The sequence below is a fragment of the Roseomonas elaeocarpi genome, from assembly GCF_042433915.1.
Taxonomy (GTDB): domain Bacteria; phylum Pseudomonadota; class Alphaproteobacteria; order Acetobacterales; family Acetobacteraceae; genus Roseomonas; species Roseomonas elaeocarpi.
On the sequence record NZ_JBHLUN010000007.1, the window covers coordinates 149,263 to 163,172 of the forward strand.

The following is a 13,910-nucleotide window of genomic DNA, read 5'->3' on the forward strand; positions in this document are numbered from 1 at the left end:
GCCACTCATTCGTCGTCATCCTCCGGCGTCAGCCAGCGACGCACGATGGTCAGGGCCTGGTCGGGGTGCTTCTGCACCAGCTCGGTGATGCGGGCGACCGAGGAGGATTTTATCTGCCCGTCGATCTTGGCCAGGTTCAGCATTTCCTCACCGTCCACGGGGGCAGGCAGGGCCGACATCTCGGGCACCCCGGGCAGGGCCGCGGTGGCCGCGCCGCCGGGCAGGGCGGCAGCACCAGCACCGGCACCCGCCAGCGCCGGGGCCGGCTGCAGCGAGGCGGTCAGGCTGCGCGCCACCGGCCGCGCCACCAGGATCACCGCCGCCAGTGCCACCAGCGCGTAGAGCAGGCTTTCCGCCAGGCGGCCCATCATCGTCGCGCTGATCGGCAGGCCGAAGGGGCCGGTGGCGGCCGGCGCAGCACCCGCATCCTCGGGCGCCGCGAAGCGCAGCGACACGACCTCCACCTTGTCGCCGCGCTTCTCGTCGAAGCCGACGGCGCTGCGCACCAGGGCGGTGAGGCGTGCCAGCTCCTCAGGGGTGCGCTCGCGGAACTTCGGCGGCCCTTCCGCCTGCGGCTCGTAGATGCCGTCCACCAGCACCGCCACCGACAGGCGCTTGAGCACCGGCCCTTCGCGCAGCGCCGAGCGCACCATCTTGCCGATCTCGTAGTTGGTGGTTTCTTCCGAGCGGTTTTCCTGCGACCGCTCGCCGCCCTCGGCCGCCGCATTGGCACCCGGCAGCTGGTTGGCCACCGACACGTTGTTCGCGGCCTCGTTGGTCTTGCTCTGGTTCTGCGTGTTCTGCTGCGAACGGGCGACCTGGTTGTCGGGGTCGTAGCGTTCCTCGGTGGTCTGCACGCGCTCGCTGTCCAGCTCCACCGTGGCCTCGGCGCGCACCCGGCCGGTGCCCAGCGTGCGCTCCAGCAGCTCCTCGACGCTGCGCGACAGGCGGAGCTCCTGTGCGTGGCGCAGCTCGTCCTGGGTGGCGGCCGCGGCGGGACCGGTGAGCGCCTGGCCGCCGCGCGCCAGCAGCTCGCCCCGGCTATCGATGATCGAGATGGCGGAAGGCTTGAGGCCCGGCACCGCCGTGGCCACCAGGTTCAGCACCGCCTGCACGCCCTCGCGGTCGAGGCGCTGCACGCCCGCCATGGTCAGCACCACGCTGGCCTGGGATTCCTCGGTCTGGCGCGAAAAGGGCTGGCGCTGCGGCAGCACTAGGTGGACGCGGGCGTTGCGCACGCCCGACAGGCCGCGGATGGTGCGGGCGAGCTCACCTTCCAGAGCGCGGACGCGGTTGATGTCCTGCTGGAAGGGCGTGGTGGTCAGGCTTTCGCCCCGGTCGAAGATCTCCCATCCCACGCTGCCGCCCGAGGGCAGGCCTTCGCGCGCCAGGCCCAGGCGCAGCTTGGGCACCATGTCCTCGGGCACCAGGATGGAGCTGCCGCCGGCGCTGAGCTGGTAGCTCACCCGCTGGCGGTCCAGCGACTGCACCACGGCGCCGGCGTCGCGCGGGTCGAGATCGGCATAAAGCAGCGCCATGGGCGGCGTGCCGGCGCGCAGCGCCAGGAAGGCCATGCCCCCCAGCAGCAGCAGCGCCACCCCGGCCAGCGCGCCCAGGCGCAGCGGACCGAGCGCGCGAAGCTGCGCCACCAGCGGCGCTAGCACGCGCCGGTCCCCCGCTCTCGCAACGCTTTCGCCGCCATGGGCGCCGCCTCCGCCCGGCCAGGGGGCCGGTGCGGCAAGTTTTGCCGGGTGGCGGTTAACGCCGGCTTACCGCGGCGGCACTCAGTTGGTGCTGTTGACCGACACCACGTCGGCGAAGTCGTAGCTGGTGCTGCCGGACTTCAGGTTCAGCGTGGTGCCGTCGCGCTCGAGCCCGGTGGCCTTGGCCAGCACGCTGTAGTCCACCGTGGCAGCCTGCCCGCTGGCATCGGTGCCGCTCACCGACACGGTGTAGGTGCCGTCGGACTGCTGCACGCCGCTGCTGTTCTTGCCGTTCCAGCTCCAGGTCTGGCTGCTGCTGCCCAAGGCCACGTCCTCCTCGTACAGGGTGCGGCCGACGCTGTTGGACACGGTGACGTGGGCGTTCTGCGCCTGTCCGGCCGCCGGCAGCTTGATCTGCGCCGCGCCGTTCTGCAGCGACAGCTGGTCGCTGCTGATCTCCACCGTCTGCCCCAGCATCGGCGCGGCCGAGGTCAGCTGCGAGGTCTGCTGCAGCGAGATCAGCGTTTCCAGGTTCTTGTTCATCGAGACCTGCTGCTCGACCGAAGAGAACTGCACCAGCTGCTGCGTCATCTGGTTGGTGTCCATCGGGTCGTCGGGCGACTGGTTCTTCAGCTGCGTCGTCAGCAGCGTCAGGAAGGTGTCGTAGGAGCTGGTCAGGCTGCTCTGCGACGCTGCCGCGTTCGAGACCTGCGTGGCGGTGGAGGCGCTGGTGGAGGAGGAAACGGTGCTCATGCCGGTGGCCTTTCAGATGGCGATGTCGAGGAGGGAGCGCAGGCTGCGCAGCGGTGCGTCGGTGTTGGCGGCGGCGGGGGTCGCGCCGCGGTCGGAAGCGCCGCGCCAGGGCGGGCTCTGACGCCCCGTCCCGCCGCCCTCGCCCGCGGCCCCGCCACCGCCGCCCGACAGGCTGAAATCCATGCTCAACCCCCCCTCGGGCACGACGCCCGCCGCCGACAGGGCGCGGTTGAGCTCGCCGCTGTCGCGCTGCAGCAGCGCCAGGGTTTCCGGGCGTTCCGCAGCCAGGTGCAGGCTGGCCTGCTCGCCCTCCCGGTGGATCGTGATGTGCACCCGGCCGAGTTCCGCCGGCTCCAGCACCACCTCCACCCCGGATCCGCCGCTGGCGCCGAAGGACAGGCCGATCGCCACGCCGGAGACCTGGGCGGCGGCGCTAGGCGGCGGCGCCGTCCGGACCGGGGCGGCCTGAGCCTCCAACGGGGCGGCGGCCGCGAAACCGGGCGTGGCGGCGGGCACGGCGAATGGCAGCGTCGCGGGCGCCATACCAGTGGAGGTCGCGGAGGCGGGCAGGGCGGCAGCGGCAGGTGCTTCCGCCGCCGCGTGACTCGCGGGAACGGTGGCCCGAAGCTCCGGCGTGGCGGCCGCGACGGCCTGATCGCCTGACCGCGCGGGGGAGGCGAACGGTTCCCCCGGGGCCTGCGCCGCGCTTGCCTCGGGCGCTGCCTCGCCGTCCTCCGCCGCGCCGTCGCCTGCCGCGGCCTGCGCGGCCGTCACGGGCGCCATGACGGCCTCGGCTCCCTCCACCACCGAGCCGGCCGCCTTGCCTGGCGCGGCGCCGGTGCCGGCCGTGGCGGCGCCCTCCGCCTTGCCGTCGCGCCCACCGGCGGCCACGGCAGCCGCCCCGCGCCCCGACAGCGCCTGCCGCGCCGCGGCGGGCGCGGCGGTGGAGGGTGCTTCCCCTGCGACGCCCGCCGCCGTGCCCGTCCGCGCGGCCGCTGGTGCACCCGCCGGCACGGCCACGAGCGGGACCGGCGCGGGCATGTCCGTGGCCGGCCCCACCGGCCCCTCCGCCGTCGGCGAGGATGCCTGATCCACGGCGGCCGCCTGTTCCGACCCGTCCTCCTCCCCGTCGCCGACCGTCGCGGGGCCGCCCTTGGCCGCGGGAAGCGCGGGCGCGGTGCCCGCGGCCGCGTCCGGCGTCAGCGCCGCCGCGTCCGGCGGCACGGTCGCCGCGGGGGGCTGAAACTCCTCCTGCCCGGCGATCTCGGGTGCCAGCGCCACGCTGCCGGCATCCGGCCCGGGCGCGGGCTCCGCCGCCGTTCCGGACCGGGCCAGCGCGGTGGGGGCGGGTGCTTCGGCACCGCCGGCGACGTCACCCTGCCGCTGCGCCGTGGCGAGCAGGTTCGCGAAGGACGTCGCCCGCCCGCCGGTTGATCCAGGCGTCGATCCCGCCGCCGCGGCCGGGGTGGCGGCGGGCGGTGTCCTGGCGGTGGCTGCGGCGGCAATGGGGTCTGGCACGCGGGCGGTCCTCGTTGTCGCCCCACCCTCCGCAAGCGGCCTGCCACGGTTTTCCGGCCCCGGACCGGCAGCTTCTTCCGCCGCGGCGGCAGGCAGGGGCCGCCCGGCCGGCAAGAACTGCCCCCTCAACCCCCGTTGCGCGGCACCGGCGCGGGGATCGTCGCTGGCACGGCGGTTGCGGAGCAGGCCCGCAGCATCACCGCCCGTGCAAGGGAGCATTCACCGTGTCGCTTTATGGTTCCATGTTCACCGCGATCAGCGGCCTGGCCGCGCAATCCTCGGCGCTGAGCAACGTCGCCAACAACGTCGCCAACAGCCAGACCACCGGCTACAAGCGGGTGGACACCAACTTCAACGACTACGTCACCAACTCGTCCTACGGCGCGGCGCAGCAGGTGACGGGGCAGTCCGGCACGGTGCTGGCGCGCAGCGACTACACCAACACGGTGCAGGGGCCGGTGACCGCGTCCGACAACCCGCTGTCGATGGCGATCTCGGGCCAGGGCTTCTTCGCCGTGTCGCAGCAGAACGGCACCACCGCCGACGGCGCCGCCACCTTCGACGATCGCTCCTTCTACACGCGCGCCGGCGACTTCAGCAAAAACAAGGAAGGCTACCTGGTGAACAGCGAGGGCTACACCCTCAACGGCTGGAGCATCGACAGCACCACCGGCGCGGTCAACCAGACCACGCTGTCGCCGATCAAGATCGACCAGAGCATCTTCGACCCGGTGCCCTCGAGCAACATCAACCTCGGCGCCAACCTGCCGGCCGACGTGGATGTCGGCACCTCCGTCAGCTCGCAGGCGCAGGTCTACGACAGCCTGGGCTCGGTCCACACGGTGCAGATGACCTATACCAAGCTGGCACAGAACAGCTGGCAGCTCGATATGAGCGCCCCGGGCGCCACCCCCGCCACGCTGGGCAGCATACAGCTCAACTACGCGACCAGCCCGGCCGGCACGCTGGCCTCCTTCTCCAACGCCACCGGCGCGCTGACCGGCACGGCCGGCGCCGCCGGCACCGACGCCTCCGTGTCGATGAACGTCGACTACGGCCAGGGCGCGCAGCCGCTCAAGCTTGACCTCGGCACCTTCGGCCAGTCCGACGGTCTGACGCAGTTCTCGGGCACGGAATATTCGGTGCGCGACATCAGCTCCGACGGCATGTCGGCCGGCTCCTTTTCCTCGGTCTCGATCAGCGACCAGGGCGACGTGACGCTGAACTACGACAACGGCCAGTCCCGCGCGATCGCGCGCGTGCCGGTGGTGACCTTTTCCGACCCCGACCAACTGCAGGCGGTGGACGGCCAGGCCTACCTGCGCACGCCGGCCAGCGGCGAGGCGCGCGCCTCGAGCGCCAGCAGCAACGGCGCGGGCAGCCTCGTCACCAGCGCGGTGGAAGGCTCCAACGTCGACACCGCCTCGGAATTCTCCAAGCTGATCCTGGCGCAGCGTGCCTATACCTCGAACACCAAGATCATCACTTCGGCCGACGAGATGCTGCAGGACACGATCAGCATGGTCCGCTGAACGGCGTTCTTAGCGAAGGCTTAACGGGCATGCCGCAGGGTAGGGCCGCTTCGTACGGAGGTGTTCCGCCCGACATGCGCCCGGTCGAAGGCTTCGCCACCCGAACCCGCCTTCCTCGAAACTCCCCTTCTCGAAGCCCCGGGGGCGCAGGGATAGCATGAGCCTGAACACCGCGCTGTCGATCGCGCAGAGCGGCCTGGCGCTGGTGCAGCGCCAGATCGCCCAGTCGGCCGACAACATCGCCAATTCCGGCACCGCGGGCTACACGGCCAAGACGGTGGCGGGCAGCACGCTGACCGCGGGCGGCCAGTCCACCGGCGTGCGCAGCCTCCAGGCGCAGCGCAGCATCGACACCGCCGTGGCGGCGGATCTGAACTCGGCGCGTTCCTCGCAGGCCGCGGCCGAGGCGCGCGCCACGATCCTGCAGGGTATCGACCAGGTGGAGGGCGACCCGGAGGACGGGCAGTCGGTGGGCGACCTCACCGCCGACCTGCGCACGGCCTTCGTGACGCTGCGGGAATCCCCCTCCGAGCAGATCCTGCAGCAGAAGGTGGTGGACGCCGCCTCGACGCTGGCCGACCGCTACAACGAGGTGTCGGACGCCATCACCGAGGCGCGGCAGTCGGCGCATGACGGCATGGTGGACGACGTGGCCACGCTCAACAGCGGGCTGCGGCAGGTCGCCACGCTGAACGCCCAGATCGTCTCGCTCAAGGCGCAGGGGCTCAGCACCGCCACGCTGGAGGATCAGCGCGACACCGCGGTCGCCGGCATCGCCGAGGTTCTCGAGGTCAAGGCGATCCCGCAGGACTCCGGCGCCATCTCGCTGATCGCCAAGGGCGGGCTGAACCTGCCGCTGAGCCCCGACAGCGACGCCTTCCAACTCAGCAACGCCGCGATCGGCGTCGAATCCTATCACGGCACCAATGCCGCGGGCGTCACCGGCTCCATCCCCGGCGTGATGCTGGCTGGCGTGGACGTGACGTCACAGCTGGGCGGCGGGCGCCTCGCGGCCTATGCCGACCTGCGCGACAACGTGTTGCCGCTGCAGCAGGCGGAGCTGGACGTTTCCGCCGCCAACCTCGCCACGCGCCTCGACGCACAGGGGCTGACGCTGTTCACCGGCAGCGACGGCACCGTACCCGACGCGGCCGGCGCCTACAGCGACAGCACGAGCGGCGTGATGGGCTTTGCCAGCGCCATGCGCGTGAACAGCGCCGTGCTGGCCGACAGCACCGCGGTGCGCGACGGCACGCACGACGTGGCCGGCAGCGTCGGCGGCGCCAGCAGCTTCACCAGCAACCCCGATGGCGGGCCGGACGGCTTCACCACGCTGATCGACCGGGCGCTGGACTACAGCTTCGGCACCAAGGTGGCCGAGGGCGTGACGCAGCCGGGCTTCGCCACCACCGGCCTCGGGCCCGACGGTACGCTGACATCGAGCCTCGGCACCGCCCAGACGGTGGAGGACTACGCCGCCCGCCTGGTCGCGCGCCACACCGGCGAGAGCAGCGCGGCCACCACCGCCGCCACCAATGCCGGGGCGCTGGTCTCAGGACTGGAGGAACGCTTCAGCGCCCGCTCCAGCGTGGACGTGGACGCGGAGCTCGCCTCGATGGTCAGCCTTCAGAACACCTACGCCGCCAATGCCAGGGTGATGAGCACGGTGCAATCGATGTACGATGCCCTCTTCGCGGTGAACACCTGATGAGCACCGTGGCACTCAACAGCGGCAGCGCCATGCTGCGCGTCCTGGCCCAGTCGGCCGAGCTCAAGTCCCGGCTGGGCGACCTGACGGCGCAGTCGGGCTCGGGCCGCCTCGCCACCACCTACGGCGGCGAATCCGCCGAGGCCCGGCAGGCGATCAGCCTGCGCGGCGAGATCGCGCGACGCACCGCCACCGGCGACAGCATCGGCCAGGCGGTGGGCCGCGCCGACGCGGCGCAGACCGTGCTGTCCCGGCTGAGCGACATCGCCAGCAGCTTCGCCGCGAAGACCGGAACGCTGCTCAACGCCGATGACGACGCGCTGGCCACCGCCGCTTCGGATGCGCGCGACGCGCTGACCGAGATCGGCAGCCTGCTCAACAGCAACTACCAGGGCAGCTACCTGTTCAGCGGCTCCGACACCGGCAACGAGGCGGTTCCGAACGGCGACCTCACCGCCAGCGGCATGTCCTCCGCGATCCAGTCCGCGATGGCGGCGCTGGCGAGCAACGGTGCCGCCGCGACGCTCAGCGCCACGGCCGCGGCCAGCACCGACACCGCGAACTCGCCTTTCTCCTCCTTCCTGAACGGCGACGGCGCCACGGAGGCCCGCCCCACCACGCTGCTGGACGACGGCACGCGGGTCGGCACCGGCGTCTGGGCCAACCGCAACGCCACCGCGGCATCGACCGGCAGCGACAGCGTGGGTTCCTGGTCGCTCGACCTGATCCGCGGGCTGATGACGCTGGCCGCCCTGCCGGCAGCCAGCGACGCCGGCGCGTCCACCGCCGACAAGCAGGCCGTGCTGGCGAGCGTGCGGGGCGGCTTCACCTCGGCGGTCAATGCGTTGGCGGTGGATGCGGGCACGCTGGGCCAGACGCAGGCGCGGCTCGAAACCGCGCAGGACCGGCACGAGAGCGTCAACACCGCACTCAGCGGCCAGCTGTCCGACATCGAGACCGTGGACATGGCCACGACACTCACCGCGCTGAAGGACACGCAGACGCGGCTCGAAGCCTCCTACCAGTCGATCTCGATCCTGTCCGGGCTGACGCTGGTGGACTTCCTGCGCTGAGGCCCGGCGAAAAGAGGTGGCGGCGAATCGCTGCGCCCTTCAGCAGGCATTAACCGTTGCCGGGATACAACGGCATCGAACCGCAAAAGGCGGAACCAGAACCGGGCCAATCGGGCCCGAACTCGTGAAAGGGGCACCTCATGGCCCTCTCGGTGAACACCAACAACGGCGCGATGATCGCGCTGGCCTCGCTGAACAAGACCAATGCCGACCTGGAGGCGACGCAAAAGCGTATCTCCACCGGCTACAAGGTGGCCGATGCCAAGGACGACGGCGCCGCCTTCGCCGTTGCCCAGAAGGTCCGCTCGCAGCAGGCGGGCCTCGAGACTGCCAACAGCCAGCTGACCAACACCACCGGCCTGCTGACCACGACGACCTCGGCGCTCTCCTCGCTGTCGAGCAACATGAAGGACATCCGTACGGTTCTCACGAACCTGTCCAACAGCAACCTCGATGACGAGACGCGCAAGCAGTACACGGCGCAGTTCAACAGCCTCGTCAACCAGATGAACAGCAAGATCGAGGACTCGTCCTACAACGGCAAGTCCTTGATCAGCTCCGGCTCCACCGCATCCACCGCGGCGGACGATGTTCAGCTGCTGCGCAACGAAAACGCGGACACCTTCAAGATCAAGGGCACCGCGGGCTCGGACCTGAGCTTCGACACCAAGGTTGGCTACACCGACGCCGTCGCCACCGCCACCTCGGGCAGCGCAACCACGGTGGGTGTTCCCGCCAGCGGCGGCACGGCCGCGACGCCGCCGGTCTACGGCACCCCGCCGGAAGCCGCGACGCCGGCCGGTGACAAGGAGTTCTCGGTCGACAGCATCTCCGCCGATCAGGCGACGGCGCTGCTGACCGGCAAGGACTCCGGCACGGCGATGTACGACGCCAGCGGCAATCTGGGCCTGGGCAGCGCCGCGAATACGGCGGGCACCCCGGCCGCGGGCACGCTCGCGCTGGTGAAGAGCTTCAGCACGATCGAGTCCAACATCAACTCCGCGTCCAACCAGTACGGTAACGACAGCACCAAGGTGTCGAACCAGATCACCTACAACCAGTCCAAGCTCGACGCGATGGACACCGGTCTGGGTGCGCTGGTCGATGCCGACCTGGCCAAGGAGAGCGCCGAACTCAGCGCCCTTCAGGTCCGCCAGCAGCTGGGAACGCAGGCCCTGGGCCTCGCCAACTCCTCGCCGCAGACGATCCTGAGCCTCTTCCGCTGAGGCTTCGGGGTGACGGTGTACCGGGCAGGCACCGTCACCCCGACCCATCCCCGACGCGCTAGCCCCAGAGGAACGCGAAGATCGTGTCCACGCTGGTTCTCGAGATGCGCCAAGGTGACCTGATGGTGGTCAACGGCGCACCCATCCGCTTTCGCAACCGCACCCGTGTCGAGCTGACCGCCAAGGCCCGCTTCCTGTTCGGCAAGCAGATCCTGGCGCCCGACATGGCCAATACGCCGGCGCGCCGCATCTACTTCGCCCTGCAGACCGCCTATATTGGCGAGGAAGACGAGCGCGAGCGCGGCCTGATCCTGGCACGCGAGCTGATCGCCGAGTTCCAGGAGGCCACAACCTCCGCCATGGCGCGCGAGATGCTGACCCGTGCGCTGAGCGCCGCCGAGATGGACGAGTGCTACACTGCGCTTAAGCTCGCCCGCCGCGTGATGCGGCACGAGGAAGTGGTGCTGGGTATCCCACCGGTGCCACGCCCCACCGCCGAGGAGGCCCCGGCGTGAACGCCGCCCTGCACGCCTACGGCCGGGCACGCGCCGCGGCCAGCCCGCGCTCGCTGGAAGCCGACATCTTCCTGCGCGTGAACGGCGCGCTGCGCGGCGCGGCGGACGAGGTGCTGCGCGCGCGCGCCCTGGCCGACAACCGGCGCCTGTGGTGCGCGGTGGACCAGGCGCTGCGCGACCCCGCCAACGCCCTGCCGCTGCCGCTACGCGCGCAGATCCTTTCGCTCGGCCGCGCGGTGCTGCGCGAGCTTGACGCGCCGGAGCCGGACGGGGAGTTCCTGATCCGGATGAACGAGAACCTCGCCGCCGGCCTGGCAGGGGGCTGAGATGATCGGTGCCGCCGCGGCCCTGGTGATCCTGACCGGCAGCAGTGCCAAGACCAACACCGCGACCACCGACCCCTCCACCGCCATCGCGGCGCTGCGCGCAGCCACGGCGGACGGCGCGGAAACCAAGGGCGTCGCGCAGCAGGATAAGGACGCTGCCCTCCAGCAGAAGCTGCAGCGATTCCAGCAGGGCATCTCCCAGGCCAAGACCCTGGAAGCGGCGCTGAAGGACCCGCGCGTGCTGGACGTGCTGATGCCGGCGCTGGGCCTGGATGGGCAGCAGAGCTATCCCGGCAAGGTGTACCGCCTGCTCACCGCCGACCCGTCGGACGAGAAATCCGCCGTCAGCAAGCTGGCCGACAGCACCTGGACGGCCGCCAACAAGACTCTGAACCTGTCGTCCGGCGGGCTGGCGGCGCTGAAGTCCGCGGCGACGCTGACCGACATCACCGACAACTACAAATCCTTCTCCTGGCGCAGCAGCCTGGACAACAAGGCGCTCGGCGTGTCGGACGCGCTGTACCTGAAGGAACAGGCCTCCACCGTCACCGATGTTTACAGCATCCTCGGCAACTCGGTGCTGCGGCGCGTGGTGACCGGGGCGCTGGACATCCCCGACGAGATCGCGATCCAGCCGGTGGCGACGCAGGCCAAGGCCATCTCCTCCAAGCTCGACATCTCGAAGCTGTCCGACAGCAACTACGTCAACAAGCTGCTGGAACGCTACGTCGCCAACCGCGCCTCGGAGAACACCACCTCCACCGCCGGCACCAGCAGCCTGCTGTCGCTCTTCAGCTGAGGGCGGCGGCTGGCGCGGCGCCGGGCGCGGCGTCGGGCCGGGCGGCGGGCTGCGGCGCGGTGCCGGGCTCGGCGGCCCCGGTGCGCGCGGCCCAGCGATAGGCCTGAAGCTCCTTGGCGCTGGGCAGCGAGGACTGGACCTTGCCGTCGCTGTCGCGGAACTCCATCACCAGCCGGTCAATCTCGGGGTCGAAGGTGATCTTCGGATTGGGCGAGAGCGGGGTGGCGGAGGGCGTGGCCGCCGCGGCCGTGGCCGGCTGCGCGGCGGGGGCCGTCAGGCTGCCGGCCGGTGCGACGGCGCTGCCCGCCGAAAGCCTGAGGGCGTCGAGCATGGTCATGGACCTCCATGCCCATTGGCTCAGTTCGGGGTTGAGAAACCCTTAACGACCGGGCGTTGAGGCCGCCGCCTTCAGGCCGGGCGCCATCCCAGCCGGCGCGACAGCCAGTCGCGCCAGCACAGCACCGAGGGGGGCGCCGGCGCCAGCGAGGCCAGGGTGGCGGCGGCCTCGGCACCAACGAGGGGCTCGCCTTCGCCGGCCACCGGCTCGGCCTGCGCCGCTTCCCGCCAGCGGGTCGCTGCCTGGCGCCAGGCGGCCACGGTGTCGGCGGGGGTCAGGGCGGGCAGCATCAGCGCCGCCTGCAACTGCGCCGAACCCAGTGCGGCGGCGGCGGCCTCGCGCACCGGCTCCGTCAGCGACGGGAGAGCCGCCGGCCCCGCCGGGCCACCGTACCAGGGCGTCGCCCCCAGGCTGGCGGCCCTGGCCAGCACGTCGCGGCCGGTGAGCAGCACCGCATCCAGCGCGCGCGCGGCGAAGCCTGCTTCCGCGGTGACGTTCACGCCCCCCGCCGGCAGCGCGACCGGGGTGACCGACTGGCCCAGCGATTCGAGCAGCAGGATGGCGCCGCCCTCGGCGGAGTCCGGGCTGGGCAGGGCAAAGCGGAGGGGCGGGCGGTTCTGCCCCACCGGGACCGGCCCGCGCCCGGCGATCAGCACCGGCTGCCAGGACAGGCAGAGCGGCGTCCAGCCGCCGAGGGTGTAGTTCGCGCGCTCGGAGCCCGACAGGGCGGCCATCGGCACGCTGCCCGGCATCACCAGCAGCAGCCGCCCGTCGCCCGCCGCGGTGGTGGCGAAGCGGTTGGCCGCGGTAACCCCGTCCGCCCCGCCCACGACGTTCAGCCGCGGCGCCGGGCCGCGGGTGCCGCGCTGCGCGAAGCGCTCGGCCCAGCGCGACGCGCCGCCGCCATCGGGGCCCGGCACCAGGAAGGTGGCACCGCCGAGGGTGGTCGCGGGAACAGCGCCGGGGACCGTCCCGGCGCCGGCTTCGGGGAGGGCTGCGGGGCTGGCACCCAGCGCCGTGCCGGGCGCGGCGCCCAGCAGCAGCCCGGCCGGGAGCCTCAGCGCGGCCCGCCGTCCGAGCAAGGACCGGGGCACGGGCCCGCCTGCGCTCCTTCCGGCCACGTGTCCTCCAGCCTTCGCCGCCATGGTTCTTGTCCGGTCGGCTCCCTCAGCTGTCGTAGCTCACGAGAACTTCACAGGGCACGTCAAGTCTTTCGCGCCCCTTGAGGAAGGTGAGCTCGATCAGCGCCGCGGCGGCCGGCACCTCGGCGCCCGCCTTGCGCAGCAGCTCGATGCCCGCCGCCATGGTGCCGCCGGTGGCCAGCAGGTCATCGAGGATCACCACCCGCTCGCCCGGGCGCACCGCGTCGGCCTGGATCTCGATGCGGTCGGTGCCGTATTCCAGCGCGTAGTCGAGGCCGATCGTGGCGCCGGGCAGCTTGCCGCGCTTGCGCAGCATCACGAAGCCCAGGCCCAGCTGCAGCGCCAGCGGCGCCGCCAGCAGGAAGCCGCGGCTCTCGATCCCGGCCAGCATCGTGGGCGCGTGGGGGCGGATGGCCTCGGCCATGCGGGCCACCGCCTCGTGCCAAGCGGGGCCGTGCCGCAGCAGGGTGGAGATGTCGTAGAAGAGGATCCCGGGCTTCGGAAAGTCGGGAACGCCGCGGATGTGCTGGCGCAGGTCCAGCGCCGTCGCCTCGTCGCGCGCTGGGGCAGGGTGATCCATGGGCGGGCCGTCCTGTCGGGAAAAGGGCGGCGGAGCGCCCGGAATGGCGGAGCGCGGTTGCTAGACCGGATCGGGCGCGGCGTCACGTCCGGCACGGCCCGGACCCGCCCGGGCGCAGGCCAGCCCGAAGCCAGCAGAGGCGGGAGCAGCACAGCCCGAAGCCAGGACAGTCCGAACCTCGGCCTACGCCAGGCTCAGGCCAAGCCGGGCCCAGGCAAAGCCAGGCACAGGCCAGCCCAGGCTCAGGCCGCCCAGGCTCAAGCAGCTCAGGCTCAAGCAGCCCTGGATCCAGGCTTGCCCAGCACCTCCGGCCCAGTTCGTGGGATCGGGTGACGACCGGTTCCCACGAATCCCCGACACCCCCGCCGTTCCCCGTGGCCATCCTGCGGGGTTGAGACCGCCCGGCGCTTCGGGCATTGCACCGGCATGAGACCGCGCGTCGCCTTTGCCACCGTCATCGGGCTGCTGGGACTGGCCGTGTACGTCGCGGCGGTGGTGACGCTGGGCGACCACCTGGTGAACCGGCACTGGGCGCTCCAGGCGATCTACTACCTCGTGACCGGGATCGCCTGGGCCTTTCCGGTGGCCTCGCTGATGCGTTGGGCCGCCCGCTAGGCGGCGCCGGGAGCAGCGGCAGGGCGCCGGCAGCCCCCGGCGCGTCCTGCCCGCGCCCGCCGGCCCGGCCGGCGAGGCGGCTC

The 13,910-nt window shown here is 71.9% G+C and carries 14 protein-coding genes; 8 read left to right on the forward strand and 6 right to left on the reverse strand.

Annotated elements, in window-relative coordinates; all coding sequences use genetic code 11:
• Window positions 1-5: 5 nt before the first annotated feature.
• The 3 genes from fliF to ACFFGY_RS10770 all read right to left on the reverse strand — a co-directional run bounded on the left by fliF (window position 6) and on the right by ACFFGY_RS10770 (window position 3,974).
• Window positions 6-1,664, reverse strand: coding sequence for a flagellar basal-body MS-ring/collar protein FliF (gene fliF, locus ACFFGY_RS10760; protein ID WP_377044490.1), 1,659 nt, complete (start codon window positions 1,662-1,664; stop codon window positions 6-8).
• Between the two features lie 120 nt (window positions 1,665-1,784).
• The gene (locus tag ACFFGY_RS10765; protein ID WP_377044491.1) at window positions 1,785-2,456 is read right to left on the reverse strand and encodes a flagellar hook assembly protein FlgD; all 672 of its coding nucleotides are present in this window, start codon (window positions 2,454-2,456) and stop codon (window positions 1,785-1,787) included.
• A gap of 12 nt (window positions 2,457-2,468) precedes the next feature.
• Window positions 2,469-3,974: a flagellar hook-length control protein FliK gene (locus tag ACFFGY_RS10770; RefSeq protein ID WP_377044492.1), complete on the reverse strand. Its 1,506-nt coding sequence runs from the start codon at window positions 3,972-3,974 to the stop codon at window positions 2,469-2,471.
• Between the two features lie 224 nt (window positions 3,975-4,198).
• Here ACFFGY_RS10770 and flgE point away from each other — a divergent pair, with 224 nt between their 5' ends.
• From flgE to ACFFGY_RS10805, 7 genes are all read left to right on the forward strand, one after another.
• Entirely contained in the window at window positions 4,199-5,506 is a 1,308-nt protein-coding gene (gene flgE / locus ACFFGY_RS10775; protein ID WP_377044493.1) for a flagellar hook protein FlgE, read from the forward strand.
• 157 nt (window positions 5,507-5,663) lie between these two features.
• A complete protein-coding gene (locus tag ACFFGY_RS10780) occupies window positions 5,664-7,214 on the forward strand; it encodes a flagellar hook-associated protein FlgK (protein WP_377044494.1) in 1,551 nt (516 codons plus the stop codon).
• The gene (locus ACFFGY_RS10785; RefSeq protein WP_377044495.1) at window positions 7,214-8,287 is read left to right on the forward strand and encodes a flagellin; all 1,074 of its coding nucleotides are present in this window, start codon (window positions 7,214-7,216) and stop codon (window positions 8,285-8,287) included. The genes ACFFGY_RS10780 and ACFFGY_RS10785 overlap by 1 nt, the downstream gene beginning before the upstream one ends.
• A gap of 140 nt (window positions 8,288-8,427) precedes the next feature.
• The gene (locus ACFFGY_RS10790) at window positions 8,428-9,513 is read left to right on the forward strand and encodes a flagellin N-terminal helical domain-containing protein (protein ID WP_377044496.1); all 1,086 of its coding nucleotides are present in this window, start codon (window positions 8,428-8,430) and stop codon (window positions 9,511-9,513) included.
• Between the two features lie 83 nt (window positions 9,514-9,596).
• The gene (locus ACFFGY_RS10795; protein ID WP_377044497.1) at window positions 9,597-10,028 is read left to right on the forward strand and encodes a flagellar biosynthesis repressor FlbT; all 432 of its coding nucleotides are present in this window, start codon (window positions 9,597-9,599) and stop codon (window positions 10,026-10,028) included.
• A complete protein-coding gene (locus ACFFGY_RS10800) occupies window positions 10,025-10,354 on the forward strand; it encodes a flagellar biosynthesis regulator FlaF (RefSeq protein WP_377044498.1) in 330 nt (109 codons plus the stop codon). The genes ACFFGY_RS10795 and ACFFGY_RS10800 overlap by 4 nt, the downstream gene beginning before the upstream one ends.
• A gap of 1 nt (window position 10,355) precedes the next feature.
• On the forward strand, window positions 10,356-11,153 hold the full coding sequence (locus ACFFGY_RS10805; RefSeq protein ID WP_377044499.1) for a DUF1217 domain-containing protein: 798 nt from the start codon (window positions 10,356-10,358) through the stop codon (window positions 11,151-11,153).
• On the opposite strand, the gene ACFFGY_RS10810 is transcribed toward ACFFGY_RS10805, so the two are convergent.
• The 3 genes from ACFFGY_RS10810 to ACFFGY_RS10820 form a co-directional block, all read right to left on the reverse strand.
• Window positions 11,146-11,484: a hypothetical protein gene (locus ACFFGY_RS10810; RefSeq protein WP_377044500.1), complete on the reverse strand. Its 339-nt coding sequence runs from the start codon at window positions 11,482-11,484 to the stop codon at window positions 11,146-11,148. The genes ACFFGY_RS10805 and ACFFGY_RS10810 overlap by 8 nt on opposite strands.
• Before the next feature lie 77 nt (window positions 11,485-11,561).
• Window positions 11,562-12,584: a hypothetical protein gene (locus tag ACFFGY_RS10815; RefSeq protein WP_377044501.1), complete on the reverse strand. Its 1,023-nt coding sequence runs from the start codon at window positions 12,582-12,584 to the stop codon at window positions 11,562-11,564.
• A 73-nt stretch (window positions 12,585-12,657) separates the two neighbouring features.
• Window positions 12,658-13,173: an adenine phosphoribosyltransferase gene (locus tag ACFFGY_RS10820; protein WP_377044615.1), complete on the reverse strand. Its 516-nt coding sequence runs from the start codon at window positions 13,171-13,173 to the stop codon at window positions 12,658-12,660.
• A 465-nt stretch (window positions 13,174-13,638) separates the two neighbouring features.
• On the opposite strand from ACFFGY_RS10820, the gene ACFFGY_RS10825 reads away from it, so the two are divergent.
• Complete coding sequence (locus tag ACFFGY_RS10825) at window positions 13,639-13,827, forward strand: DUF2842 domain-containing protein (RefSeq protein ID WP_377044502.1); 189 nt, start codon at window positions 13,639-13,641, stop codon at window positions 13,825-13,827.
• Window positions 13,828-13,910: the final 83 nt, after the last annotated feature.

Coding starts and splice junctions, on each gene's coding strand:
- ACFFGY_RS10765 (WP_377044491.1), bottom strand. CDS start 2,456: ATGAGCACCGTTTCCTCCTCCACCAGCGCCTCCACCGCCACGCAGGTC.
- ACFFGY_RS10780 (WP_377044494.1), top strand. CDS start 5,664: ATGAGCCTGAACACCGCGCTGTCGATCGCGCAGAGCGGCCTGGCGCTG.
- ACFFGY_RS10785 (WP_377044495.1), top strand. CDS start 7,214: ATGAGCACCGTGGCACTCAACAGCGGCAGCGCCATGCTGCGCGTCCTG.
- ACFFGY_RS10790 (WP_377044496.1), top strand. CDS start 8,428: ATGGCCCTCTCGGTGAACACCAACAACGGCGCGATGATCGCGCTGGCC.
- ACFFGY_RS10805 (WP_377044499.1), top strand. CDS start 10,356: ATGATCGGTGCCGCCGCGGCCCTGGTGATCCTGACCGGCAGCAGTGCC.
- ACFFGY_RS10810 (WP_377044500.1), bottom strand. CDS start 11,484: ATGCTCGACGCCCTCAGGCTTTCGGCGGGCAGCGCCGTCGCACCGGCC.
- ACFFGY_RS10825 (WP_377044502.1), top strand. CDS start 13,639: ATGAGACCGCGCGTCGCCTTTGCCACCGTCATCGGGCTGCTGGGACTG.